The sequence below is a fragment of the Streptomyces sp. NBC_00353 genome (assembly GCF_036108815.1).
Lineage (GTDB): Bacteria > Actinomycetota > Actinomycetes > Streptomycetales > Streptomycetaceae > Streptomyces.
The window spans coordinates 7,550,280-7,574,715 of sequence record NZ_CP107985.1 but is presented as its reverse complement, the minus strand read 5'-3'; the positions used below and the strand labels follow the sequence as shown (position 1 = coordinate 7,574,715).

General features: G+C 71.6%; 27 protein-coding genes. 10 read left to right on the top strand and 17 right to left on the bottom strand.

The window, feature by feature from the left end; genetic code table 11:
* Positions 1-14: 14 nt before the first annotated feature.
* A complete protein-coding gene (locus OHA88_RS34155; protein WP_328628333.1) occupies positions 15-1,466 on the top strand; it encodes a CoA transferase in 1,452 nt (483 codons plus the stop codon).
* On the opposite strand, the gene OHA88_RS34150 is transcribed toward OHA88_RS34155, so the two are convergent.
* The 8 genes from OHA88_RS34150 to OHA88_RS34115 all read right to left on the bottom strand — a co-directional run bounded on the left by OHA88_RS34150 (position 1,456) and on the right by OHA88_RS34115 (position 9,157).
* Positions 1,456-2,499, bottom strand: coding sequence for a zinc-dependent alcohol dehydrogenase family protein (locus OHA88_RS34150; protein ID WP_328628332.1), 1,044 nt, complete (start codon positions 2,497-2,499; stop codon positions 1,456-1,458). The two genes, OHA88_RS34155 and OHA88_RS34150, sit on opposite strands and share 11 nt — an antisense overlap.
* Before the next feature lie 21 nt (positions 2,500-2,520).
* Complete coding sequence (locus OHA88_RS34145) at positions 2,521-3,210, bottom strand: lysoplasmalogenase (RefSeq protein ID WP_328628331.1); 690 nt, start codon at positions 3,208-3,210, stop codon at positions 2,521-2,523.
* Complete coding sequence (locus OHA88_RS34140; RefSeq protein WP_328628330.1) at positions 3,207-4,109, bottom strand: sterol desaturase family protein; 903 nt, start codon at positions 4,107-4,109, stop codon at positions 3,207-3,209. The genes OHA88_RS34145 and OHA88_RS34140 overlap by 4 nt, the downstream gene beginning before the upstream one ends.
* Before the next feature lie 108 nt (positions 4,110-4,217).
* A complete protein-coding gene (locus OHA88_RS34135; protein WP_328628329.1) occupies positions 4,218-4,931 on the bottom strand; it encodes a VIT1/CCC1 transporter family protein in 714 nt (237 codons plus the stop codon).
* Positions 4,932-4,961: 30 nt separating this feature from the next.
* Positions 4,962-6,191, bottom strand: coding sequence for an amidohydrolase family protein (locus OHA88_RS34130; protein ID WP_267005868.1), 1,230 nt, complete (start codon positions 6,189-6,191; stop codon positions 4,962-4,964).
* Positions 6,191-7,465, bottom strand: a complete 1,275-nt coding sequence (locus OHA88_RS34125; protein ID WP_328628328.1) for an amidohydrolase family protein — start codon at positions 7,463-7,465, stop codon at positions 6,191-6,193. Before OHA88_RS34125 ends, OHA88_RS34130 begins: the two co-directional genes overlap by 1 nt.
* 10 nt (positions 7,466-7,475) lie before the next feature.
* Positions 7,476-8,360: an SDR family NAD(P)-dependent oxidoreductase gene (locus tag OHA88_RS34120; protein WP_313936639.1), complete on the bottom strand. Its 885-nt coding sequence runs from the start codon at positions 8,358-8,360 to the stop codon at positions 7,476-7,478.
* Complete coding sequence (locus OHA88_RS34115; RefSeq protein ID WP_328628327.1) at positions 8,357-9,157, bottom strand: acetoacetate decarboxylase family protein; 801 nt, start codon at positions 9,155-9,157, stop codon at positions 8,357-8,359. The genes OHA88_RS34120 and OHA88_RS34115 overlap by 4 nt, the downstream gene beginning before the upstream one ends.
* A 114-nt stretch (positions 9,158-9,271) precedes the next feature.
* Here OHA88_RS34115 and OHA88_RS34110 point away from each other — a divergent pair, with 114 nt between their 5' ends.
* From OHA88_RS34110 to OHA88_RS34085, 6 genes are all read left to right on the top strand, one after another.
* Positions 9,272-9,898, top strand: a complete 627-nt coding sequence (locus tag OHA88_RS34110; protein WP_328628326.1) for a TetR/AcrR family transcriptional regulator — start codon at positions 9,272-9,274, stop codon at positions 9,896-9,898.
* A gap of 72 nt (positions 9,899-9,970) precedes the next feature.
* The gene (locus tag OHA88_RS34105; RefSeq protein ID WP_328628325.1) at positions 9,971-10,996 is read left to right on the top strand and encodes a DEDDh family exonuclease; all 1,026 of its coding nucleotides are present in this window, start codon (positions 9,971-9,973) and stop codon (positions 10,994-10,996) included.
* 64 nt (positions 10,997-11,060) lie between these two features.
* Positions 11,061-11,294: a hypothetical protein gene (locus OHA88_RS34100; RefSeq protein ID WP_078852816.1), complete on the top strand. Its 234-nt coding sequence runs from the start codon at positions 11,061-11,063 to the stop codon at positions 11,292-11,294.
* A gap of 71 nt (positions 11,295-11,365) precedes the next feature.
* On the top strand, positions 11,366-12,181 hold the full coding sequence (locus tag OHA88_RS34095) for an SURF1 family cytochrome oxidase biogenesis protein (protein ID WP_328629857.1): 816 nt from the start codon (positions 11,366-11,368) through the stop codon (positions 12,179-12,181).
* A gap of 118 nt (positions 12,182-12,299) precedes the next feature.
* On the top strand, positions 12,300-14,099 hold the full coding sequence (locus OHA88_RS34090) for a glycoside hydrolase family 15 protein (RefSeq protein ID WP_328628324.1): 1,800 nt from the start codon (positions 12,300-12,302) through the stop codon (positions 14,097-14,099).
* Between the two features lie 5 nt (positions 14,100-14,104).
* Entirely contained in the window at positions 14,105-14,860 is a 756-nt protein-coding gene (locus tag OHA88_RS34085) for an SDR family oxidoreductase (RefSeq protein ID WP_328628323.1), read from the top strand.
* Between the two features lie 114 nt (positions 14,861-14,974).
* Here OHA88_RS34085 and amaP read toward each other — a convergent pair whose 3' ends face one another.
* Genes amaP through OHA88_RS34060 form a run of 5 tightly spaced genes read right to left on the bottom strand, consistent with a single transcriptional unit; the run spans position 14,975 to position 17,310 of the window.
* Positions 14,975-15,553: an alkaline shock response membrane anchor protein AmaP gene (amaP, locus tag OHA88_RS34080; RefSeq protein WP_389725806.1), complete on the bottom strand. Its 579-nt coding sequence runs from the start codon at positions 15,551-15,553 to the stop codon at positions 14,975-14,977.
* Between the two features lie 5 nt (positions 15,554-15,558).
* Positions 15,559-16,242 (bottom strand): DUF6286 domain-containing protein, encoded by a 684-nt coding sequence (locus OHA88_RS34075; RefSeq protein WP_328628322.1) that lies wholly within the window; start codon positions 16,240-16,242, stop codon positions 15,559-15,561.
* Positions 16,239-16,592, bottom strand: a complete 354-nt coding sequence (locus tag OHA88_RS34070; RefSeq protein WP_328628321.1) for a hypothetical protein — start codon at positions 16,590-16,592, stop codon at positions 16,239-16,241. Before OHA88_RS34070 ends, OHA88_RS34075 begins: the two co-directional genes overlap by 4 nt.
* A 5-nt stretch (positions 16,593-16,597) precedes the next feature.
* The gene (locus tag OHA88_RS34065) at positions 16,598-16,789 is read right to left on the bottom strand and encodes a hypothetical protein (protein ID WP_030920082.1); all 192 of its coding nucleotides are present in this window, start codon (positions 16,787-16,789) and stop codon (positions 16,598-16,600) included.
* Positions 16,790-16,821: 32 nt separating this feature from the next.
* Entirely contained in the window at positions 16,822-17,310 is a 489-nt protein-coding gene (locus OHA88_RS34060; RefSeq protein WP_267005857.1) for an Asp23/Gls24 family envelope stress response protein, read from the bottom strand.
* Between the two features lie 93 nt (positions 17,311-17,403).
* On the opposite strand from OHA88_RS34060, the gene OHA88_RS34055 reads away from it, so the two are divergent.
* Positions 17,404-18,105 (top strand): hypothetical protein, encoded by a 702-nt coding sequence (locus tag OHA88_RS34055; RefSeq protein WP_267005856.1) that lies wholly within the window; start codon positions 17,404-17,406, stop codon positions 18,103-18,105.
* A 43-nt stretch (positions 18,106-18,148) separates the two neighbouring features.
* On the opposite strand, the gene OHA88_RS34050 is transcribed toward OHA88_RS34055, so the two are convergent.
* The 3 genes from OHA88_RS34050 to OHA88_RS34040 all read right to left on the bottom strand — a co-directional run bounded on the left by OHA88_RS34050 (position 18,149) and on the right by OHA88_RS34040 (position 21,239).
* Positions 18,149-18,940, bottom strand: coding sequence for an enoyl-CoA hydratase/isomerase family protein (locus OHA88_RS34050; protein ID WP_328628320.1), 792 nt, complete (start codon positions 18,938-18,940; stop codon positions 18,149-18,151).
* Between the two features lie 158 nt (positions 18,941-19,098).
* Complete coding sequence (locus OHA88_RS34045; protein ID WP_007263382.1) at positions 19,099-19,320, bottom strand: helix-turn-helix domain-containing protein; 222 nt, start codon at positions 19,318-19,320, stop codon at positions 19,099-19,101.
* A 320-nt stretch (positions 19,321-19,640) separates the two neighbouring features.
* Entirely contained in the window at positions 19,641-21,239 is a 1,599-nt protein-coding gene (locus tag OHA88_RS34040; RefSeq protein WP_328628319.1) for an ABC-F family ATP-binding cassette domain-containing protein, read from the bottom strand.
* 284 nt (positions 21,240-21,523) lie between these two features.
* Between OHA88_RS34040 and ypfJ the strand changes: the two genes are divergently transcribed.
* Together ypfJ and OHA88_RS34030 are read left to right on the top strand one after the other, a co-directional pair.
* Positions 21,524-22,414: a KPN_02809 family neutral zinc metallopeptidase gene (ypfJ, locus tag OHA88_RS34035; RefSeq protein WP_328628318.1), complete on the top strand. Its 891-nt coding sequence runs from the start codon at positions 21,524-21,526 to the stop codon at positions 22,412-22,414.
* 90 nt (positions 22,415-22,504) lie between these two features.
* On the top strand, positions 22,505-22,918 hold the full coding sequence (locus OHA88_RS34030; RefSeq protein ID WP_267005852.1) for a VOC family protein: 414 nt from the start codon (positions 22,505-22,507) through the stop codon (positions 22,916-22,918).
* 67 nt (positions 22,919-22,985) lie between these two features.
* On the opposite strand, the gene OHA88_RS34025 is transcribed toward OHA88_RS34030, so the two are convergent.
* Complete coding sequence (locus tag OHA88_RS34025) at positions 22,986-24,296, bottom strand: hypothetical protein (protein ID WP_030920059.1); 1,311 nt, start codon at positions 24,294-24,296, stop codon at positions 22,986-22,988.
* Positions 24,297-24,436 lie beyond the last annotated feature (140 nt).

The window sequence follows — 24,436 nt, the reverse complement described above, 5'->3', positions numbered from 1 at the left end:
GCCATAGTGCGGTCATGACAGATGTGATCGACACGCAGAGCTCCGGTACGGAGCAGGCATGGGCCGCCCTCGGCGGCGATCCGGCGCTTCTGGACCGTATCGACGGCGGCGGACCGGCCGGGCTGCTGCCCGCGCGGCTGCCGGTCATGGAGCTGGCCCGTTCCACCGTCGCGGTCTGCGCGCTGGCCGCCGCCGAACTGGCCGCGCGCCGTGCAGGCAGCGCCGCCGGACGGGTGGAGCGGGTCCGGGTCGACGACGGTGCGGTGGCCACCGCGTTCCTCAGCGAGCGCCATCTGCGGGTCGACGGGCGCGCGCCGACCAATTTCGCCCCGCTGTCCCGGTTCTGGCGGACGGCCGACGGCCGGGTCCGCACCCACGCCAACTACCCGCACCACCTGGCCCGGTTGCTCGCCGCGCTCGACCTGCCCGCCGATGCCGGAGTGGACGCGGTGGCCGCGGTGCTCGCAGAACGGCGGGCGGTGGAGGTCGAGGAGACGGTGTACGCCGCGGGCGGTCTGGCCGTCGCACTGCGCACTCCCGAGGAGTGGGCGGCGCACGAGCAGGGCGCTGCGATCGCCACACGCCCGCTGCTGACGCTCGACCGGACCGAGGGGCCGGGCCAGGTGGGTCCACGCCGCCTGCCCGCCCTGCCGGGTTCGCCACTGCTGCCCGCGGCCGGACTCCGGGTTCTCGATCTGACCCGTGTCCTGGCCGGTCCGGTGGCCACCCGCACGCTGGCGCTGCTGGGCGCGGACGTCTTGCGGATCGACGCGCCGCAACTGCCGGAGAGCCAGGACGCCCACAACGACACGGGGTTCGGCAAGCGGTCGGCCTCCCTGGATCTGGGCGACCGGGCGGACCGGGCGACGTTCGACGAGCTGCTCGCCGCCGCCGATGTACTGGTCACCGGATACCGGCCGGGCGCACTGGAGGCGTACGGCCTGACGCCGGAGGCGCTCGCCGTACGCCGTCCCGGTCTGGTCGTTGCGCAGGTGTCCGCGTGGGGGCGGTACGGGCCGTGGCACGAACGGCGCGGATTCGACAGTCTGGTCCAGGTGGCCACCGGGATCGCGGCCGTGGAGGGGGACGCCGGGGCGTCGGGCGCGCTGCCCGCGCAGGCCCTCGACCACGGCACCGGCTATCTGCTGGCGGCGGGCGTGCTGCGGGCGCTGACCGAGCAGCACGACGACGGCGGTTCGCGGCTGCTGCGGCTGGCGCTGGGGCAGACGGCGCACTGGCTCTGCGGCGGGCTCACGCGCACCCAGGACTCGTACGGCCCGTCGGAGGCGTACGACCTCTCGGAGACGTACGACCCCGAGAAGTATCTCGGCTCCACGGACAGCGCGCCGGGCCGGCTGCGCTATGCCCTGCCGCCGGTGTCCTTCGCGGGCGGCCCGACGGACTGGTCGCGTCCGCCGGGCCGGTTGGGCGCGGATGCGCCGAAGTGGCTTACCACTACGGCTTGATGAGGACCTTCAGGGCCGTGCGCTCGTCCATGGCCTTGTAGCCGGCGGGGACCTCGTCGAGGCCGATGGTGAGGTCGAAGACGGGCGACGGGTCGATCGTGCCGGCCAGGACGTCGGGGAGCAGTTCCGGAATGTACGTGCGCACGGGGGCGACGCCGCCGCGCAGAGCGATGTTCCGGTCGAACATGACGCCGAGGTCCAGGCCGGTGCCGCTGCCGTGCGGCACGCCGACGTAGCCGATCGAGCCGCCGTCGCGCGTGATCTCGACCGCCGTGCGCATCGACTGCTCGGTGCCGACGGCCTCGATCACGGCGTGGGCGCCCGCGCCGCCGGTCAGTTCCCGTACGGCGGCGACGGCTGCTTCGCCGCGCTCGGCGACGACGTCCGTGGCGCCGAAGGTGCGGGCGATGTCCGTGCGCACCTGGTGGCGGCCGAGCGCGATGATCCGCTCGGCGCCGAGCCGCTTCGCGGCCATGACGCCGCACAGGCCGACCGCCCCGTCACCGACGACCGCGACCGTGGTGCCGGGCTTCACGCCCGCGCCGATGGCGGCGTGGTGCCCCGTACCGAGCACGTCGGACAGGGCCAGGAGCGCCGTGAGCAGGCGGTCGTCGGACGCCGCGGCGGCCGGGAGTTTGACCAGCGTGCCGTCGGCGAACGGGACGCGCACGGCCTCGCCCTGCCCGCCGTCGGAGCCGACCGAGCCCCAGAAGCCGCCCTGCGGGCAGGACGTCGTCAGACCCTCGGCGCAGTACTCGCAGGTGCCGTCGGACCAGACGAAGGGGGCGACGACGAGGTCACCGGCCGCGAAGCCGCTGACCTCCGGTCCGGCCTCCTCGACGATTCCGATGAACTCGTGGCCGATGCGCTGGCCGGGCCGGCGGGCTGACTCGCCGCGGTACGCCCACAGGTCGCTGCCGCAGATACAGGCCCGCAGGACCCGCAGCACCACATCGGTGGGCTGCTGGATCGTCGGGTCCGGCACCTCCTGGACGCGGATGTCGTGGGGGGCGTGGATGACAGTGGCGCGCATGCGTGGGGGTCCTTGCTGATCTCAGATGCTGATACTCCGCTCACCGTACGCCCCAGGGGTGGCGGCGGTCCGTTCCGGGCCCGGTGTGAGCACCCCGACGGTCAGCAGGAACTGCGCCACGATGTACGTGAGCATGACCCAGAAGTCCGGCGCGGGCAGCTGCGGCCAGTCGGCGATCCCCGTGGCGATGAGCGCGTCGGACAGCAGGAAGAGCGCCCCGCCGAGCGCGGCGTACCGGCCGCGGGTGCTGGACCGGTAGGCCATCGCGGTGAGCAGCAGGCTGTAGCCGGCCATCGGGATCCGCAGGTCCGCGGGGAGCCCGCCCCAGATGAGGGCGACGAAGCCGACGAGGACCGCCGCGTACCCCGCGCCGAGCAGCAGGGAGCTGCGGGCCCGCCCGAAGAGCCACAGATAGCAGACATGGCCTGCGGCGAAGGAACCCATGCCGATGAGGAAGGCGGCGTCGGCGTCGGGCAGCAGGAGTGTGTCGCCGCCCCAGCCGAAGAGCAGCGCGGCGATGAGCAGCCGGGGTCCGCGGCGGGCGGCGGCGTACCCGGCGAGCAGCGGCATCAGCAGCGGCTTGGCGACGAGATGGGCGAGACGTGCATCGGCGAGAACGCCGACGAGATCGACGGCGGAGGCGACGAGAAACGCGATGAGCAGGGGGCGTACGAACCGTGCCCGGGCGTCCGTGACGGCTCCGGCGCTCATCCGGTGCTCTCCCGGACGGGAGCGGCGGTGGAGGCAGCGCCGGAGGTGGTGGTCGATGCGGCCGTCGACGCCGGCTGCCAGCCCGGCCCGCGGAAGATCCGGCCGGCCCGCTCGCCCCAGCTGTCCGCCGCGCGCACGTCCCGGGCGATCGCGGCGTACTCATGCGTCGCGACGCGCAGCGGGTTGTAGGTGGCGATGTTCTTGGTGAGCCCGTAGACGGGCCGCTCCGTCTCGGCCACGAAGGAGCCGAAGAGCCGGTCCCACAGGATCAGGATGCCGCCGAAGTTCCGGTCGAGATAGCCGCCCTGGGAGGCGTGGTGCACCCGGTGGTGGGAGGGCGTGTTCAGTACGTACTCGAAGGGCCTGGGCAGCTTGTCGATCCGCTCGGTGTGCACCCAGAACTGGTAGACGAGATTGGCCGACGAGCAGAACGCCAGCGCCGCCGGATGGACACCGCAGGCGATGAGCGGAACGTAGAACGGCCAGACGGTCAGCGAGGTCCAGGGCTGGCGCAGCGCGGTGGTGAGGTTGAACTTCCGGCTGGAGTGGTGGACCACGTGGCAGGCCCAGAGGATGCGGATGACGTGGTGGCCGCGGTGGGACCAGTAGTAGAAGAAGTCCTGCGCGAGCAGCATCAGCAGGATCGTCCACCACAGGACGGGAACGCGGAGCGGGGTCAGCTCGTAGACCGCGGAGTAGATCGCCACGATGGGCACTTTCCACAGCAGATCGAACACGAGACTGCCGAGCCCCATGGTGACGCTGGTGACGGCGTCCTTGGTCTCGTACCCGGCGGCGTCCTCGTCGGGGTGAATGCGGGCGCTGACCATTTCGACAACGGTGAGCAGGACGAAGGCCGGTATGGACCACAGCACGACATCGGGCAGGTTCGGCTCCATGCGAGCACCGTAGAGCGCGGGGTCGACCGGGGACTAGACGTTGTTACCAACAAGTATGCGAGACGCGATGTCAGCAACCTTTGGTGACTTCTGCCAACGCGGGCCGGATCAGACCCCGACCGCTCCCAGCAACGCCCCCGCCGCATAGGTGACCCCCATGGCCACCGCTCCCCCGCCCATGTTCCGCAGCACCGCGCGCCCCACCGCCGCGTCGCCCAGCCGCGCGCTCCACCACCCGGTGAGCGCCAGCGCCGCCAGTACCGCCAGTACCGTGATGACCAGCCGAAGCGACGCCGGTGGCAGCACGATCGCCAGCAGCGGCAGCAGCGCTCCCGCCGTGAAGGCCAGGCAGCTCGCGCCGGCGGCGTGCCACGGGTTCGTCAGGTCGTCCGGGTCGATCCCCAGCTCCACCTCCGCGTGAGCGCGCAGCGCGTCGCGCTCGGTGAGCTGGAGGGCTGCCTCGCGGGCGACTTCCCGGCTCAGCCCCTTGCCCTCCAACAGGCCGGTGAGCTCGGCGAGTTCCGCTTCCGGGGTCTCCTGCAGCTCCCGCTTCTCCGTCGCCAGCGCGGCCTGCTCCGAGTCGCGCTGGGTGGACACCGACACGTATTCGCCCGCCGCCATCGACATGGAGCCGGCCAGCAGCCCGGCGAGGCCCGCCGTCAGCAGGGCCCCGCGGTCACCGGTGGCTCCGGCGACGCCGACGACGAGGCCCGCCGTGGAGACGACGCCGTCGTTGGCGCCGAGGACCGCGGCGCGCAGCCAGTTCAGCCGCGCGCCGAGGCCGTTGCCGTGGGACTCGTCATGCGCCTGGGTATCCGTCACCCGGGGATGCTCTCACCTCACCGCGCCCCGTCACCACACGCGGACCGACCCGCCCGGCGCGAAGGCCGGGCTGGTCGCGTCGGCCGGGGCCTCCTTCAGGGGCTCGGCGATCTCGTCGACCGTCGGGCCGGTCGTCGCGGCGATGCGGTCGAGTGCGGCCAGGTCGAAGCCGTAGACGCGGGCCGCGTTACCGCCGACCATCGCCGCGATCTCGTCGGGCGGGAGTCCGGCGTACGCGATCCGCAGGCCCTCCCGTGAATAGGGGGCGGTGCCCTCGTCGTGCGGGTAGTCGCTGCCCCACATGATCTTGTCGAGGCCGATCCGGTCGCGCAGCGGCACCTCGTGGGGGCGCATGAAGCTGGCGCCGACGAAGCAGTTGTCGCGCCAGACCTCGCCGGGACTCGCTCCCATCGAAGCAGCAAGCCCCGCACCGAACTTGGATTCGGCGGTGGATGTCCGGGAGGCCGCAGCGACCAGGCGGCCGTGGTAGTAGTCGAGCATCTCGACGACGCCCGGGATCCAGCCGGATCCCTGTTCGGTGAGGACCAGTTTCAGTCCGGGGTGGCGGCGGAAGGCCCCGCCGAAGATCAGGTGCCACAGCGCCCGGTGGGAGAACCAGGTCGTCTCCACCATGAAGACGGCGCGCGCCGCGGGTTCGTCGCCGAGTGGCGGGGAGGCCGATCCGCCGTGGTGGTTCACCGGTACGTCCAGCTCCTCGCAGACCGCCCACAGCGGGTCGTACACCTGGGAGTACAGCTCCGGGATGCCGGATCCCGGCGGGGTTCCGGGCAGCAGGATGCCGCCGGTGAGCCCTGCCTCCTTGGTGCGGCGGACCTCGCGGACCGCCTCCGCCGGGTCGTTGAGGAGGATCTGTGCGACGCCCGCCCGCCGGCCGGGTGCGTCGGCGCAGAAGTCGGCGAGCCAGCGGTTGTGGGCGCGCAGGCCCGCCCAGCGCTGTTCGTACTCCTCCGGCGAGGGAGCGGGAGCCATCAGGGAGGCCGAGGGGAAGAACGGGGGGATGGTGTTGGGGAAGACGACCTCCGCGACGATGCCGTCCGCCGCCAGCTCGGCGAGGCGGCGTGCGGAGTTCCAGTTGCGGTCGGCGGTGTCGGCGAGGAGGTCCGCGTACGGATTGACGTAGCCGGCCGCCCAGGCGTCGAAATCGTCGTGGTACCTGGACTCCAGGTACGGCCTGTAGTCGAGGAGGTCGGCGCCCGCGTGACAGTCGGCGGAGATGACGGTGTAGCGCTCGCGGGACATCAGCCGACCCCCAGGACCGGGAAGTCGTGGTCGGTCAGCCAGTGCCGGCCGACCTCGCGCGAGCGTGCCCAGGACGCTTCGGCCGCCGTCTGGTCGGCGCTCTGGCCCAGCTCCTGCGGGGTCGGGCCGATGCGCCGGGCGATCGGCGCGAGCTTCGCCGTGTCGAAGCCGAAGACCTCGGCGGCGGTGAGTCCCAGCATCCGGCGGGTCTCGGCCACCGGGATGTCGTGGAAGGTGGTGCGCAGCCAGCCGGCGGTGTTCGGCCAGGTGCCTTCGGGGTGCGGGAAGTCGCTGCCCCACAGGATGTTGTCGACACCGATCTCGTACCGCTGGGCGAGCTCGCGGCGCTTGGTATTGGTGGCGCAGATGAAGACCTGGCGGTCCAGGTACTCGTGCGGGGGCCGCTTCAGCTCGGCGAACGGCGAGAGTTTCTTTCCGCCGTGGGCGCCCAGATAGAGCCGGTCCATGAACCAGAGCAGGTTCGGCAGCCACCAGCAGCCCGACTCGGCGACGCCGAACCTCAGCCCCGGGTGGCGTTCGAAGGCGCCCGACCAGAGCAGGAACCAGAGCGGGCGGGACGGCCACCAGGTGACCTCGGAGACGTAGATCCCCAGGTGGTCGCCGTACTCGTGGCGCGGTGCGGCGCCGGAGTGGGTGACGACCGGCATCCCCGTCTCGGCGGCGGCCGCCCACACGGGGTCGTAACGGCGGTCGTGGTACGGGGCCTTGTCCACCCACATGGAGGGGATCATCAGCGCCCCGAGACCGGACTCCTTGGCCCGGTGGATCTCGGCGACGACACGGTCGACCTCGCCCGTGACGGGCAACAGGGCGACTCCGCAGTGCCGTTCGGGGTTCTGCGAGACGAAGTCGGCGAGCCACCGGTTGTGGGCCTGCGCGCCGGCCATGCCGAGTTCCGGGTCCTGGTCGCCGGAAAGGCCGAGGCCGACGCCGAACGGAGCGGCGGTCCGGCTGTCGACGGCGTCCGCGTCCGGGAAGACGACCTCGGCCGCCACCCCGTCGCCGTCGAGCTCCTTGAGCCGCTGTGCGGCGTCCCAACCGCCCCTCAGACCTTCCTCGTTGTCGTGGAACCACTTGTCGGCGAAGGCCTCGTTGCGTACGCCGAGGCGGGTCATCTCCTCACGGCGGCGGTCGCGCCCGTCGAGGAAGTCGTCGAACTCCCGGTGGAAGCGGGCGTCCAGATAGGGCCGGTACTCCTCGGTGGGCAGTCCGGCGTGGCAGTCGGAGGAGATGATCAGATACGGGTCGGTCATCGCTCGCCCCTCAGTCGAGTATGAAGCTCTCCAGGTACGACGGGTTCGCCCGGTCCAGCATCGACTGCGACCTGGCGCGGATCTGCCGGTCGCTGTGCTCGCTCGGCGGCAGCAGCCAGAAGCGGTCGGCGCGGATTCCGTCCACGACCGTGCCCGCGACCTCCTCCACCGGGGTGAACTCGACCTCGTGGCCCGCCGCCCTCATGGCGGACTCCCACTGGTCGAGGCTGCGGTACGGGGTCCGGCGCGGCCGCTCCTTGGCGTACCGCTCGGGCCGGTTGCGGTGCGACTCCCACAGTCCGGTACGGAGCATGTGCGGGCCGGGGAAGAGCACCGAGGCGCCGACGGCCGCGCCCTCCGCCTTCAGATGCGCGTAGAGCGACTCGGTCATCGTGACGACGGCGGACTTGGTGACCGCGTAGACGGAGGCGGTCGGCAGCGGGGCGATGCCGCCGTCGCCGGACGAGGTGTTGACGACCCGGCCGGGCTCGCCGCCCTCGATCATCCGGGGCACGAAGGCCTGGATGCCGTGGAAGACGCCCCACACATTGACGGCGAACGCCCACTTCCAGTCGTTCGGCTCGTGCTCCCACATCCGGCCCTCGGCACCGGAGCCGACGCCCGCGTTGTTGCACAGCACATGGACGGCGCCGAAGGTGTCGTACGCGGCGTCGGCGAGGGCCTGGACGGAGTCCCGCTCGCTGACGTCGACCACCCGCGCCAGCACCTGCGCACCGTCCTCGCGCAGCTCCCCCGCCGCCTTGTCGAGCGCGCCCTCCTCCACGTCGGCGAGGACGACCTTCAGTCCCTCGGCCGCGAACCTGCGGGCCATCGCGAGCCCGATGCCGCTCGCGGCGCCGGTGACGACGGCGACCTGCCCCTCCCCCAGCCTCATCGGGCACTCCCCTGCGGCGGGCCGTCGTGGATCTGCTGCGGGTCGTCGTAGCGCTGGTGGATGTACGGCAGCAGCGCCTCGGCGCTCACCCGCTCGACGGCCCTGCCCCGCTGGTCGCTGGTCTTCTCGCCGATGGTCAGATCGATCAGCCGGCGTACGGGGAGGTCGGCGACCGGGTCGTACATCGACTCGCGCAGCACCACATCGCCCGAGATCCGCTCCAGCTTGCGGACCTTCTCGTGGCGGATGCAGTGGATCAGTACGGGATCGGCGTCGAAGCCCTCACCGTCCACGGCGGGCAGGAACTTGAAGTAGAAGTCGAGTTTCTCCGCCGGTTCGGGCAGCGGCAGCTGCTCGCCGATCGCGCCGCGTATCTCGACGAACGCGATGCCGTGCCGGGCGAGCGCGGCCCGGACGACGGGTCCGTCGCGCTCGACGGTCACCTCACCCAGCTTCTTCGGTTCGCCGAAGACCTCACGGCCGCCGATCAGTGCCCGCTCGTGGGTCATCGGCATGACGAGCGGATACCAGCCCTCGCGTCCGTCGTGGACGGCGGAGACGGCGACGGAGCCCGCGCCGAGCGGATATCCAGGGAGGTCGACCTTGCTGATGGCGGCGCGGACGAGCGGGCGTTCGGCGGGTTTGAGAGGCGGTGGCAGGACCGCCGCCACCGCGTCGGGGTCGCTCTCCCAGACGGCGACCACCCCGGTGGACCAGATGTCGGGGAGCTTGGAGCGGGCTGTGCGGGCCGTCGCGATCTCGGCGTCGGTGCGCGCGCCGTACCGTACACGTGCCATGGACGTACCACCCTTCTCGGTTGTCCGTGCCCGGGTTCTGTAACACAGTTACACCGGCGCGAATGAAGGGTAAATAGGCATGCGTGTAACGGAGTTCGAAGGGCTGGAAGCACTGTGGCTCGATCGTCGCTGACCCGCGAAGAGGTTCTGGAGGCCGCTGCCGCCCTGGTGCGGCAGCACGGCCCGGAGGCCCTCACCATGCGCAAGCTGGCCGCCGAGCTGGGCACGGCGGTCACCTCGATCTACTGGCATGTCGGCAATCGCGAGTCGCTGCTCGACGCCCTGGTGGAGCGCACCGTCCGGGAGATGGGCGCCGTCCGGCCGGCCGGACGGACCCCGGTGGCCCGGATCGTCTCCGTCGCCCGGGGTCTGCGCCGCGAACTGCGCGCCCGCCCCCACCTGATCGCGATGGTCCATGAACGCGGTCTCACGGAGCGGATGTTCCTGCCCGCGCAGCAGGCCCTCGTCCACGAGATGCACGCCGCGGGGCTGCGCGGGGCACGGGCCGCCGACGCGGTACGGGCGGTGCAGTTCCAGACCGTCGGCTTCCTGCTCGTCGAACGCAACCGGGAACGCTCCCCGGTCCAGTCCCCCGGCGAGGGTGATCTCTGGGACGCGGTCACGGCCGAGCACGACCCGGCGCTGGCCCGCGCGCTCGCCATCCCCGCCGACCAGGAACGACTGTTCACAACGTCGATGCGGGCACTGGTCAACGGACTGCTCGCCACCGGTGGAAGCTAGCCGGCCCCTGGCCGGGCGGCTCGAACAGAACGCTCCCGGATGGGGGGCTGTCAGTCCAGGCCCGTATTCTCTGTGACCATGCTCGACGACCGCCAGACCGCAGCACCGTGGCCGACCGCCTACCCACAGGGGTACGCGGTCGTCGACGTGGAGACCACGGGACTCGCCCGGGACGACCGGATAGTGTCCGCTGCCGTCTACCGGCTGGACGCGCAGGGCAACGTCGAGGACCACTGGTACACCCTCGTCAACCCGGAGCGGGACCCCGGCCCCGTCTGGATCCACGGCCTGACCAGTGATGTCCTGGAGGGTGCCCCGCTCTTCCCGGAAGTCGCCGCCGAGCTGTCCGAGCGGCTCGCGGGCCGCGTGCTCGTCGCGCACAACGCCGCCTTCGACTGGTCGATGCTGGCCCGGGAGTACGCGCGCGCCGCGGTCGTCGCCCCGGTCGAGCACCGGCTCTGCACCATCGCGCTCTCCAAGGAGCTCCGGCTGCCGCTGCCCAACCACAAGCTGCAGTCGCTGGCCGCGCACTTCGGAGTCGTACAGCAGCGTGCGCACCACGCGCTGGACGATGCCCGGGTGCTGGCCGAGGCGTTCCGGCCGAGCCTGCATGCCGCGGCGCGCGACGGGGTGCGGCTGCCGCTGCTGGAGTGCCGCCCGCTGACCGAGTGGTCGGATTCCCCGGTCACCCCGCGGGTCGGCCACCAGCCGTCGTACGGCGGCCAGAACAGCTGGCGCCCTTCGCGCAAGCGGCCGGCCTGCCCGTATCCGAACCCGGGGCGGTACGACAAGGACAAACCGCTCATGCAGGGCATGCGAGTGGCGTTCTCCGGGGACACCTCCATCGACCGTGAGCTGCTGGAGGACCGGGCGATCGAGGCCGGGCTGCATGTGGCGACCAGCGTCTCCCGGCTGACCAGCCTGCTGGTCACCAACGACCCCGACGCGTCGACATCGAAGACGGTGAAGGCAAAGGCGTTCGGCACACCGATCGTGGACGAGGGCGCCTTCACCCATCTGCTGCGGGATGTGGCACAGGTGTCGACGACGACGGGGGCCCCCGTGGCTCCCGCCCTGCCGACGCCGTCATCGGAGTGAACCGGGGGCGACTCGCCCGTCTGCCGCTCGCCGCCCGGCGCCCCCGCGTCCCACCCTGTGGCGCATGGCACGTTGTGAAGTTTGCGGAAACGACTACGGCATGTCGTTCGAGGTGCACGCGCAGGGCGCGGTGCATGTCTTCGACTGTTTCTCCTGCGCCATTCACCGGATGGCGCCCATCTGTGAGCACTGCCGGGTCCAGGTCATCGGCCAGGGTGTCGAGGTGGACGGGCACTGGTTCTGCGGCGGTCACTGCGCCCGGGCCGAGGGGAAGGTGGGCATCATCGACAAAGTCTGACCACCGGCCGGACGGCCCGTTCCGCCACCCCCTCCGCGATGCACCCCATGACGCAGTTGTACCGTCGTGGGGTGTACCGCTTCCTGTTGACCCGGCAGTGGCTGATCCTCGCCCTCCTCACCCTCGTCCTCATTCCCACGATGGTCGAGCTGGGCTTCTGGCAGCTGCACCGGCATGAGCACCGGGTGGCGCAGAACACTCTGATCTCGCACAACCTCAAGGCGAAACCGGTTCCGGTCGCCACGCTCACCTCCCCGGGTCACACGATCCCGCGCTCCGACTACTGGCGTGCGGTGACGGCCACGGGGACGTACGACACGGAGCACGAGGTCGTCGTGCGCCGCCGGACCTCCACCGACGGAAGCATCGGTTTCCACGTACTGATCCCGCTCGACCTCACGGGCGGCGGTACGGTCCTGATCAACCGCGGCTGGGTCCCCGCCGCCGACGACCAGCGCGCGTTCCCGGACGTCCCGGCCGTACCCAAGGGCGAGGTGACCGTCACGGGGCGGCTCAAGGCCGACGAGACGACGGGAACAAGCGGCATCAAGGACCTGTCGGACCTGCCGGACCGCCAGGTGATGCTGATCAACAGCGCCCAGCAGGCCAAGGCGCTCTCCCGGCCGGTCCTCGGCGGCTACATCGAGCAGACCGGGCCCGAACCGGCCGGCGACGTCCCCGAGCTGATCGAGGCCCCCGACGACAGCTCCATCGGTCCGCACATGGCGTATGCGGTCCAGTGGTGGCTGTTCGCCGCGGGCGTACCGGTCGGATATGTGGTGCTGGCCCGGCGCGAGAAGCGCGACCGGGTGGAGGCCGCGGCCAAGGCTGAAGCCTCGGGAGAGCCGGAGTCGGAACCGGAGAAGCCCGAGCCGGCGACGGCCTGACACGGTGCCCGCGACAGCTCGACCGGTGGCCGCTGGACCGGTTCCGCGGCAGGAGTCTGCGGCCGCCCGTGGGACATCGGCTGCTTAGCGAGGCCCCGGTTCGGGAACACGGCAGAACGTGACCCCACGCATCGAGGACTACGCCCTCATCGGCGATCTGCAGACAGCCGCCCTGGTCGGCAGGAACGGTTCTGTGGACTGGCTCTGTCTGCCCCGCTTCGACTCGGGCGCCTGCTTCGCCGCCCTGCTCGGCGACGACGACAACGGCCACTGGCGCATCGCCCCGAAAGGCGCGGACGTCTGCACCCGGCGCGGCTACGTGGGTGACTCCCTCGTCCTGGAGACGTTCTGGGAGACCCGCACCGGCACCGTCAAGGTCATCGACTTCATGCCGCAGCGTGACCAGGAACCCGATGTCATGCGGATCGTCGAGGGGATCAGCGGCACCGTCGACATGACATCGGTGATCCGGCTGCGCTTCGACTTCGGCTCCATCGTGCCGTGGGTGCGCCGCTCGCAGGGCCACCGGGTGGCGGTCGCCGGACCCGACTCGGTCTGGCTGCGCAGCGAGCCACCGGTCAAGACATGGGGCCAGGAGTTCTCCACCTGCTCGTCGTTCAGCGTCTCCGAGGGCGAGCAGGTGGCGTTCGTACTGACCTGGCACCCCTCGCACTCGCCGCGCCCCGATCTCGTCGATCCGCACGAGGCGCTGAAGAACACCCTTTCCGACTGGGCCGAGTGGTCGGCCCGCTGCAAGTACCGGGGCCCGTACCGGGAATCCGTGATCCGCTCGCTGATCACCCTCAAGGCGCTCACCTTCGCCCCGACCGGCGGCATCGTGGCCGCCCCCACCACATCGCTGCCGGAGGAGATCGGCGGCGTACGGAACTGGGACTACCGCTTCTGCTGGCTGCGGGACTCCACCCTGGCGCTCAACGCGCTGCTCTCGGCCGGCTACGTGGGGGAGGCCGCCGCCTGGCGGGACTGGCTGCTGCGCGCCGTCGCCGGGGACCCCGCCGACCTGCAGATCATGTACGGCCTGTCGGGCGAACGGCGGCTGCCCGAGGCGGAGCTGCCGTGGCTGAGCGGATACGAGAACTCCAGCCCGGTCCGGATCGGCAACGCGGCGGTCCGGCAACGGCAGCTCGATGTGTACGGAGAGGTCATCGACTCGCTCCGGCTCGCGCGCGAGGCCGGCCTGGCCGATCAACCGCACGCCTGGAGCCTGCAGCTCAGCCTGCTCGGGTTCCTGGAGTCCACCTGGCGCGAGCCGGACGAGGGGCTCTGGGAGATCCGCGGCCAGCGCCGCCACTTCGTGCACTCGAAGGTGATGGCCTGGGTCGCCGCCGACCGCGCGGTGCGCACCCTGGAGGCGAACCCGTCGCTGGCCGGGGACGCCGAACGGTGGCGGGTGATGCGGGACGCCGTGCACCGGGAGGTGTGCGAGAAGGGGTACGACCCGGTACGGAACACGTTCACGCAGTCCTACGGCTCCCGGGACCTGGACGCCGCGACGCTGCTGATCGCCCGGACCGGATTCCTGCCGCCGGACGATCCGCGACTCGTCGGCACGGTCGACGCGGTCCGGGACGAGCTGGGCAGCGACGGTCTGGTCCGTCGCTACAGCACGGAGGGTGTCTCCATCGACGGGCTGCCGGGGGGCGAAGGGGCGTTCCTGGCGTGCTCGTTCTGGCTGGCGGACGCGCTGCGCCTGACCGGGCGCGCCGCGGAGGCCACCGAACTCTTCGAGCGGCTTCTCGCGCTCCGCAACGATGTCGGGCTGCTCGCCGAGGAGTACGACACCGTGGCGCGGCGGCAGCTGGGCAATTTCCCGCAGGCATTCAGCCACATCGGACTGGTGGGCACCGCGGTCGCGCTGACCGGGGAGGACATGCTGGAGGCCGAGACGGCAGGATAGGGGCCATGGATCTTGAATTGAAGGACCGTGTGTACATCGTCACCGGCGCGACCCGGGGGCTGGGCAACGCCACGGCGCGGGAGCTGGTGGCGGACGGCGCGAAGGTGATCATCACCGGCCGTGACGAGAAGCGGGTCGAGGCGGCCGCCGCCGAACTGGGGCCGGACGTCGTCGGCCTCGCCGCCGACAATGCGGCGCCCGCCGCCGCGCAGCGGCTGGTGGACGCCGCCCATGAGCGGTTCGGGCGGCTCGACGGCATACTGATCAGCGTCGGTGGGCCCGCCCCCGGCTTCGTCGCGGACAACACGGACGAGCAGTGGCAGTCGGCATTCGATTCGGTGTTCCTGGGTGCGGTACGGCTGGCCCGTACTGCGGCCGCGGCACTCGGCGAGGGCGGGGTGATCGGTTTCGTGCTGTCCGGCTCGGTCCATGAGCCGATCGCCGGACTGACCATTTCGAACGGTCTGCGACCGGGCCTGGCCGGATTCGCCAAGTCCCTGGCCGACGAGCTCGGCCCGCGGGGCATCCGCGTGGTGGGCGTACTGCCGGCCCGGATCGACACGGACCGGGTGCGTGAGCTGGACGCGCTGTCCGGTGACGCGGAGGCATCCCGTGCGGCGGCCGAGGCGCGCATTCCGTTGCGCCGGTACGGCACGCCGCAGGAGTTCGGCCGGACGGCGGCGTTCCTGCTGTCGCCCGCGGCGTCGTATCTGACCGGGATCATGGTGCCCGTGGACGGCGGTGTACGGCACGGGTTCTGAGCGGGCGCCGGGGCCGTCCGGTGGCCGATCCTGTCCTCGAGCTCTCCCACGCCCTCAAGGGCACGGGAGACCCCCTCGACGGGCACGATTGTGCGCCGCCGGACGCCCACGCTGTCAACTCACGCGCTCTGCACGGTGTTTGACGGCCCGCAGCCGTACCTCGGCCGGTAGCTGCGCCAGCCCCGCCGAGTCCCGCGCATGGGCCAGTGCCTCGTCCGTGAGGCGGCCGAGCGCCTCGCCCGGTGCCGCGTGCGGTTCCATCAGCAGCCTGATCCGGGCCTGCGGCGAACTGCGCCGGCCGACCAGCATCACCTGAGCACGGGCCACCCCGTCCAGCGTCCCCGCCTCCCCGGCGAGCACGTCCTCCAGGGCCCGGCCGCGCAGCAGCGCCCCCTCGCCGTCACCGCTCTCGACCAGCACCTCGGCGAGGCGGGCGCGGCGGAGCTGGGCGAAAAACCACCACAGCGCGAGGACGACCAGCACGGCGAGGACCACGATGACGGTCGGCCACCACCAGCTGTCGGCGCGCCAGCGGTCCCGGTCTGCCCGGGAGAGCAGCACATCGGTCCTGCCGTCCCACGGCCACCAGGACGGTACGGAGAGACCGAGCCCGGCGGCGAGTACCCCGCCGCCGCCACAGATCAGCACCAGGCCGGCGAGCCCGAGCAGTACCCGGTTGACGGTACTGAGCACCGCGGTCACCCCTTCTTGGCCGGACGGCGGACATGCACCGACAGGCTCGGCGGCTTCGCCAGGCCCAGTTCGTCGATGCCCGTTGTCAGTACGGTGTCCAAGTCGGCCCGTACGTCGTCGAGTTCACGGAAGTGCGACACGGCGCGCACCGCGACCTTGGCACGCCCCATCCGGACCCGCACCGACTGCACGCCGGACACCTCCACCGCCCGGTCGCGCAGGACCAGGGCGGCGGCGGTCCGGTCGAGCCCGGCCCGTACATCGGGTCGGTCGCGGCGCATCGGCAGCAGGTCGCGCAGACCGGGTGTGGCGGCGAGGACGATGAGCCACAGGCCGATCGCCATGGCGACCCCCGCTCCGACCAGCACCCACACGTTGTTCAGCGGGCGTTGTGCCAGTTCGTCGGCGAGCGAGCGGCGCCACCGCATCGCCGGATGGTCGGCCCGTACCGCCGCCACGTCGTACAGCAGCAGGCCGGCGCCGCCGAGGACCACCAGTGCGACGAGGCCGGCGGGGATGCGGCGCGCGGACCAGAAGCGGCCGGCGCTGCCGCCGCCTTCCTTCGTCGGCGCCGGGTCGTACGAGGCGGCGGAGGCCGACTGGTCCAGGGCCACCGCTCCGCCGTGTTCCACAGGGTCGACGGTGGGCAGGCGCTTCGTGCTGTTCCCCGGGTCCTGGGGTTCGGTCATCGGATCCTCCCCTGTACCGCGGCGCTCACTCCCGCGGGGTGCAGACGCTCGACCTGTACGGCCACTTCGGGCACTTCCATCCCCGCCAACGCCCTTACCCGTTCGATGACCCGCCGACGCACGGCACCGCACTGGTGGCCGATGTCGCCGGGGTATCCGAGCTCCAGACTGACCCGTACCCGTGCGGTGTCACGGTGCACCGTGACGGTGGCACGCGGGGACGCACCCTCCTTCGGCGGCTCGTCGATCGCCTCCTTCGCCGCCTGTGCGGCGATCTTCGCGACCACCCGGTCGGCGATCCTGGTCTCCCCGCGTTCCGCGGCGGGGATCCGGCCGAGTACCCCCGACAACGCCGTCACCGCCGTCGGTCGCCGCGCTCGCGACTCCGGAAGAAGTCGCCGGGTTCCAGATCGCCGTCGAGGAAGCGACCAGCGATAAAGCCGACCGCTCCCAAGGCCGCGACCAGCAGAAAGGCCCCGAATCCGCCGAAGTAACCGGCGAACCCGAGCGCCATGCCGGCCACCAGGCCGACCACAGCCATGCTCATCGTGCGCTCCTCAACTGCCTCGGGTGGGAGGCCTACTGGAGACGTGGCTCGGACTGGTCCTCGTCCTCCTCGTCAGGCAGCTTCACATCGCTGACCGCGATATTGACCTCGACGACTTCGAGGCCGGTCATCCGTTCGACCGCCGCAATGACGTTCTCCCGCACGTCACGGGCGACATCGGAGATCGAAACGCCGTAGTCGACGACGATCTCCAGATCGAGGGCGGTCTGCGACTCGCCGACCTCGGCCTTGACGCCGCGGGTCACGGACTTGCCGCCGCCGGGGACCCGGTCGCGCACCGCGCCGAAGGTACGGGAGAGGCCGCTTCCCATCGCATGGACACCGACCACGTCGCGCGCCGCCATGCCGGCGATCTTCTCGACCACACCGTCGGCGATGGTGGTACGGCCACGGGTGGCGGGATCTCCCCCACCGCGCTTGGTCAGCGGGCTCCTTCTGCTGTCGTCCCCCGTCGCGTGGTCGGGGGTCTCGGGCCGGTTCCGCTGTGGGGTGTCGGTCATCGCCACACTTCCCTTCAGGGCAGGGTCGGACTTCGTTGCCCACATTAAGTGCGCTTGCCCCGTCTCGCGCCGTGGATGCGGCAGGCTGGGGCAATGACGACGGCTGACAGCCCGCACAGGGCCGACGGATGGACAGCTGCGGTACGGCAGAGGCTCGGCCTGGGCCGGTTGCTCCCTCTGGGCGGTCCGGCGGACGGCGCGTGGATCTCGGAGCGGGCCGCCGTCGCGGTGCTGCGCCGGACGGCGGGCGCGCCCGGCCCCGGCCCGGTGCTCGGTGAGGTACGGATCGCGGTGGCGGATCCCGAGTCCGCCCCGGACCCGGCGCTGCCGGCCCCGCCCAGTGCGCTGCCGCCCGGGCCGCTGCGGATCGAGGCGACGATGTCGGCAACGGCCGACCGGCCGCTGCCCACCGCCGCTGCCGCACTGCGCTCGGCGCTGCTGACAGCCGCCGCACAGCGACTGGGCCTGGTGGTCGGCGAGGTGGACCTACGGGTGACGGAGCTGCTGGACACGGTCCCCGAACGGCCGGCACCGGAGCCGTCCGCGGTGCGTGGAACGGAGCCGGAGGGTGTGGCGGGAACCGCGGCCGCCGGGGTCCCCGGCGTCGCGACACTGACCCGGGTGCTGGGCAGCGCGGTACATACGGGCCCGGACCATGTGCGGGTCGAACTGGCGACGTCCGGGGACCACCGGGCACTCGACGTGGCGCTGGCGGTGCGCACGGCGGTGTCGGATGCCGTGGACGGGCATCCGCCGGTCACCGTGCTGGTCACCGCGGTGGTGGAGGAGGACTGAGAGGGGCGGCCGGGCGGCTCGTCGCCCGGCCGGTGCCGTGCTCTCAGTCGGTGACGCCCGCCAGGTCGCGCAGCCGGCGGCCCTGCGCCGCGCGTTCGGCGGTGCGCTGGTCCTCGTACGTACGCGAGACGGCACCGCTCAGCAGCGCCTTGGTCTCGATGACGGCGTCGCGCGGGGCCGCCAGCAGTGCTGCGGACAGGTCGCGGGCCGCCGCGTCGAGCTGGTCGGCGGGGACGACGAGGTTGGCGAGGCCGGTGCGCTCGGCCTCCTCCGCGTATACGAAGCGGCCGGTGGCGCAGATTTCGAGCGCACGGGCATACCCCACCAGGTTCACCAGAGGGTGCGTACCGGTGAGGTCCGGGACCAGGCCCAGGCTGGTCTCGCGCATGGCGAACTGCACGTCCTCGGCGACGATCCGCAGATCGCAGGCGAGGGCGAGCTGGAAGCCGGCACCGATGGCATGACCCTGGACGGCCGCGATCGACACGATGTCGTTGCGGCGCCACCAGGTGAACGCCTCCTGGTACTCGGCGATGGTCGCGTCGAGATCGGACTCCGAGCCGCGCGCCAGGTCCAGGAACGACGGCTCACCGTCGAACCCCTCAGGGGTGAACGCCTGCCGGTCGAGGCCGGCGGAGAAGGATTTCCCCTCGCCGCACAGCACGACGACCCGCACGCTGCCGGGCAGTGCCCTTCCGGCCGCCGTCAACGCCCGCCACAGAGCGGGGGACTGAGCGTTGCGCTTGGCCGGGTTGGTGAGGGTCACTGTGGCAACCGCGTCATCGACGGTGAGTCGTACGCCGTCCTGGTCGAGCACAGAGTCGAGCGAGGTCATGGGGCGCCTCCGGGATCGGGTGCAGTCAGCATGTCGAGCTAAGTGACTGAACAGTAACCACCCGGTCGATCACGCGATCTACCGGGTGGCCACCGCCGAAACCGGTGAGCCCTCGGAACGCGTCCGTCCTGCGACGTGTCCCGATCCGCCGACGGCCGTCAGGCCGCGGCGGCCTTCTTGCCCCGTGTTGCTCCGCCACGCCCTCGCAGCGTGACTCCGGACTCGCTGAGCATCCGGTGGACGAATCCGTAGGAGCGGCCGGTCTCTTCGGCCAACGCCCGGATGCTCGCACCGGAGTCGTACTTCTTCTTCAGGTCTGCCGCGAGCTTGTCGCGCGCGGCGCCGGTAACCCGGCTGCCCTTCTTCAGAGTCTCGGCCACCCGTGCCTCCTCATGGGAAGTGCGCTCTGGACTCTCATGATCACCCCTCGCGGGCTTCCTGGCCACCCATTCGGCAAGGTCCGTACAACCGGTTTGGCACCCCGGGAATACGCCATCACAACCGGAATCCGAGGTTCCGGAGGGCGATGGGGGCAGGTGGCCGCGGCTCCGAGATGAACGGCCAGGTCAGGGCCGTACGGGGGGCTTCAGCCCCACATGGGTGCGCCCGGCAGGTATCTGCCGGGCGCCGCGCCGAGGTATGAGAGGTCCTCACACAGATGATGGATCACGTCTGGGCCGAATGATCCAGTCGAAGTGGATCAGGCCAGTGCGACCAGGTCCCGGTAGTCCGCGCCCCACAGGTCCTCGACGCCGTCCGGCAGCAGGATGATCCGCTCGGGCTGGAGCGCCTCGACCGCACCCTCGTCGTGCGTGACGAGAACGACCGCGCCCTTGTACGTGCGCAGCGCGCCGAGGATCTCCTCGCGGCTGGCCGGGTCGAGGTTGTTCGTCGGCTCGTCGAGGAGCAGCACATTGGCGGAGGAGACCACCAGGGTCGCCAGCGCGAGACGGGTCTTCTCACCGCCGGAGAGCACCCCGGCCGGCTTGTCGACGTCGTCGCCGGAGAAGAGGAACGAACCCAGCGTCTTGCGGACCTCGACGAGATCGAGGTCCGGGGCGGCGGAGCGCATGTTCTCCAGGACGGAGCGCTCCGGGTCGAGGGTCTCGTGCTCCTGCGCGTAGTAACCGAGCTTGAGCCCGTGGCCCTCGATGACCTCGCCGGTGTCCGGCTTCTCGGCGCCGCCGAGGAGCCTGAGCAGGGTGGTCTTGCCTGCACCGTTGAGGCCGAGGATGACGACGCGGGAGCCCTTGTCGATGGCGAGATCCACATCGGTGAAGATTTCGAGCGAGCCGTAGGACTTGGAAAGCCCCTCCGCCATCAGGGGGGTCTTGCCGCACGGCGAGGGCTCGGGGAAGCGCAGCTTGGCGACCTTGTCCGAGACCCGGACGGCCTCCAGGCCGGAGAGCAGCCGCTCGGCGCGCTTGGCCATGTTCTGCGCGGCGACGGTCTTGGTGGCCTTGGCGCGCATCTTGTCGGCCTGCGAGTTGAGGGCCGCGGCCTTCTTCTCGGCGTTCTGACGCTCGCGCTTGCGGCGCTTCTCGTCGGCCTCGCGCTGCTGCTGGTAGAGCTTCCAGCCCATGTTGTAGACGTCGATCTGCGAGCGGTTGGCGTCGAGGTAGAAGACCTTGTTGACGACCGTCTCGACGAGGTCGACATCGTGGGAGATCACGATGAAGCCGCCGCGGTAGCTCTTCAGGTAGTCGCGCAGCCAGACGATCGAGTCGGCGTCGAGGTGGTTGGTCGGCTCGTCGAGGAGCAGGGTGTCGGCGTCCGAGAAGAGGATGCGTGCCAGCTCGACGCGGCGGCGCTGACCGCCGGAGAGCGTGTGGAGCGGCTGTCCGAGCACCCGGTCGGGCAGGCTGAGCGCGGCGGCGATGGTGGCGGCCTCGGCCTCGGCGGCGTAACCGCCCTTGGTGAGGAACTCCGTCTCCAGCCGCTCGTACTTCTTCATGGCCTTTTCGCGGGTGGCGCCCTTGCCGTTCGCCATCCGGTCCTCGTTCTCACGCATCTTGCGCAGGATCTCGTCGAGACCGCGGGCGGAGAGGATGCGGTCTCGGGCGAGGACTTCGAGGTCGCCGGTGCGCGGGTCCTGCGGGAGGTAGCCGACCTCGCCGGAGCGGGCGATGGTGCCGCCGGCGGGCACACCTTCGCCTGCGAGGCACTTGGTGAGGGTGGTCTTGCCCGCCCCGTTGCGGCCGACGAGACCGATGCGGTCGCCCTTGGCGATGCGGAAGGAGGCGGACTCGATGAGGATGCGGGCGCCGGCACGCAGCTCGATGCCGGAAGCGGTGATCACGGGTAAAACTCCAGGGCGGTATGGACGGCGGGCGGGACGACGGGCGGAGTTATCTCGACGCCGTCTAGTGCACAAGGAGAATTGCCATAGGGGTCAGTCTACTGGCGGTGTGCAACTGCTTTTCCGCGTGCTGGCGCCGCTGCCCCACCGGGACCGCCCGGCGCTCGCCCAGTGCTTCCGGCCCACTGCGCCCTGTTACCAAAAAGGGGCAGGTGCGGATGAACTGTCCGATACTCGGCGAAGGGCGGTGAGGCAGCCGCGGCCGGAGCAGGGAGTGGTGCCCCATGCAGTTCGACGACGACGCCGATCTGGACACGTCCGAGGTCCGGGATGTGCGCGGCAGCCGGATCCCGGGCGGCAAGGCCACGGTGGGCGGCGGCATCATCGGTGTCATCGCGCTGATCCTGGGGCTGTTCTTCGGTGTCGGCCCCGACCAGCTGGGTCTTTCGTCGGGCGACTCGGGTACGACGGCCACCGCGTCCTCGGCGGCGCAGGTCGAGCAGAGCTGCCGGACCGGCCAGGACGCGAACACCCGGGACGACTGCCGGACCGTCGCGGTCGTCAACAGCGTGCAGGACTTCTGGCGCCAGGAGTTCGCCCGGCGGGGCGCGCGGTACCCGGACGCGAAGACGGTTCTGTTCACCGACCGGATCGGCACCGCCTGTGGTGCCGCGACCTCGGCGGTCGGGCCGTTCTACTGTCCGGGCGACCGGCAGGTCTATCTGGACCTGGGGTTCTTCGACGAGCTGCGGACGAAGTTCGGATCGAGCGGCGGCCCGTTCGCCGAGGCGTACGTCGTCGCGCACGAGTACGGCCACCATGTGCAGGACCGGATGGGGACGCTGAGCCGGTCGCAGGACGGCCGGACGGGCTCGAACAGCAACGCGGTGAAGGTGGAGCTGCAGGCCGACTGCTACGCCGGGGTCTGGGCGCACCACGCGACGACCACGCCCGACGAGTCGACCGGTCGGCCGCTGATCACCTCGCTGACGCCGGCGGACATCCGGGACGGGCTCGACGCGGCCGCGGCGGTGGGCGACGACCGGATCCAGGAGAGGTTCCAGGGCCGGGTCACCCCCGAGTCCTGGACGCACGGTTCGGCCGCGCAGCGCCAGCAGTGGTTCACCACCGGCTTCCGCAGCGGCGACATGGCCGACTGCAACACCTTCCGCTGAGCCGGTCCGGGCCGTTGTCAGTGGCCGGTGAAAGACTGAGACGCAGATCACAGCAGAGGGTCAAGCGGAGTGCGAAATGGGGTGAGCGCCATGGCAGGCGCATCGGCCGGGGTTCCGACGATCTATCCGACGATTCTGTACGACGACGCCAAGGCCGCGATCAAGACGCTCACGGAGGGCCTCGGGTTCACCGAGGAAGCGGTGTACGAGGGCAAGAACGGCACGGTGCTGCACGCGGAGCTGTCCTGCGGCAACGGCAGGGTGATGCTGGGCTCGAAGGGCCGCGAAGGGGTCTTCGCCAAGGCGATGGCGGGCGCGGGGCCGAGCGGCGTGTACGTCGTGGTGGACGAGGTCGATGCGCACCATGCCCGGGCCGTGGAGCACGGCGTGGAGATCCTGATGCCGCCCACGGACCAGGACTACGGCTCGCGCGACTACATGGCGCGGGACGCGGAGGGCAATGTGTGGAGCTTCGGGACGTACGCCCCGGGGTCCGCGGACTGAGCACCTCGTGTCCGGCCCGGGGCCGAGGACGGGCGCCGACGCGTCCGCGTCCCCGGCCGCGGGTCGGTCAGGCACCGCCGGTGTGCACCTGGAACGCCGCCCGGCGGACGGCTTTGGCCAGGGCCGGATCCGGGTGGGCGGCGGCCAGCGCCACCAGCACCTGGACCGTGCGCGGGTGGCCGACGGCCCGTACCTCTTCGAGCAAAGCCGGGACGGTGCCCTGGACGGCCGAGTCGAGATGGCGGACCAGCAGTGCGGTCTCGCCGTGGTCGGCAACGGCCGCCGCCGTGTCGACCCAGAGCCAGGTGGACTCCTCGCGGCTGAGGACCTCCTGGGCGTCCTCGGGGTCGGCTCCGTCGTACTCGGCCAGCCAGATCAGTGCGTACGGGCGCAGCGACGCATCGGTGACGACGGAGCGCACCACGGGCTCGGCGGGGGCGCCGACGACCCGGAGCGCTTCGAAGGCGAGTCCGCGCAGCAGTGCGTCCTCACCGCGGGCGACGGCGAGCAGTTCGGCGACGGCGCTGCCGACGGGGCGGGCGGCGAGCCAGGCGCGGTACTCGGCGCGGGCAGGCCCCGGGGTGAGCCGGGCGCAGCCGAGCAGCATGTCGGCGGCGGACTGCTCGATGTTCCCGGCCGGGCTCTGGGCGGCGACGCAGATCTGTTCCAGCTTGACCCAGACCGCCCAGTTGCCGAGCGGGGTGAGGGTGGCGTGGCCGACGCCGAGCGTGAGTGCGCCGACGGCCGCCAGCCCCTCCAGGGCCCAGTCGAGGAGGCGCGCCACCAGGGCGGCGGGGTGTGCGGTGGGGGCGGGTTCGGCCGGTTCGGGCAGCGCCTGCGGCCCGTACGGCACCTCGCAGCGCTCCTCGTGGAGTTCCGCGACGCGCTGGCCGAGAAGATCGAGGAGGGCGGGCACGGTGACCGGGCCCGCCGAGAGCTGGAGGAGGGAGAGCACCTGGGGCACGGCCTCGACGGCTTCGGCGACCGCAGTTGCCTCGATGTCCTCCGGCGCCGGGTGGACGAGCGACCAGGCGTCGAAGAGCGCCACCCAGCCGCGGAGCACTGCGGAGTCGTCGCGGTCCCAGGCACGCAGCCGCCAGCCCGGGCGTGCGGTCTCGCCGTGCAGCTCCACAAGGCCGGCCAGGCGGGCCCGGTCCCATCCGGAGCGCACCTGCGCCGGGGACAATTCCAGTGCGGCCGCGGCCCGTTCGAGAGCGTGGGCGGCGAGCAGGGCCGTGCCGGGGCTCGCGCCGTCGGCGGCCCAGCGGGCGATCCGTACGGCGTCGGCCAGCGCGGCCCTGGCCTGGCGGGCCAGTTCCGCCCGGGGCGGGGTGCCCTCGGGCGGGCGGGGGGCCGGCCTGGTGCGCCGAGTGGTCACGACCTTGTGGGCGGTGGCAAGGGGTCGCGGGCGGACAAGTCGCAGCCTGGAGTCGCGCGGGGTACGGGACGTCACGGGAGCAGTCTTGCCTCTGACGGCCCGAAAGCCCAAACGGAACCCGAATTCGCGGGGGAAGGCGC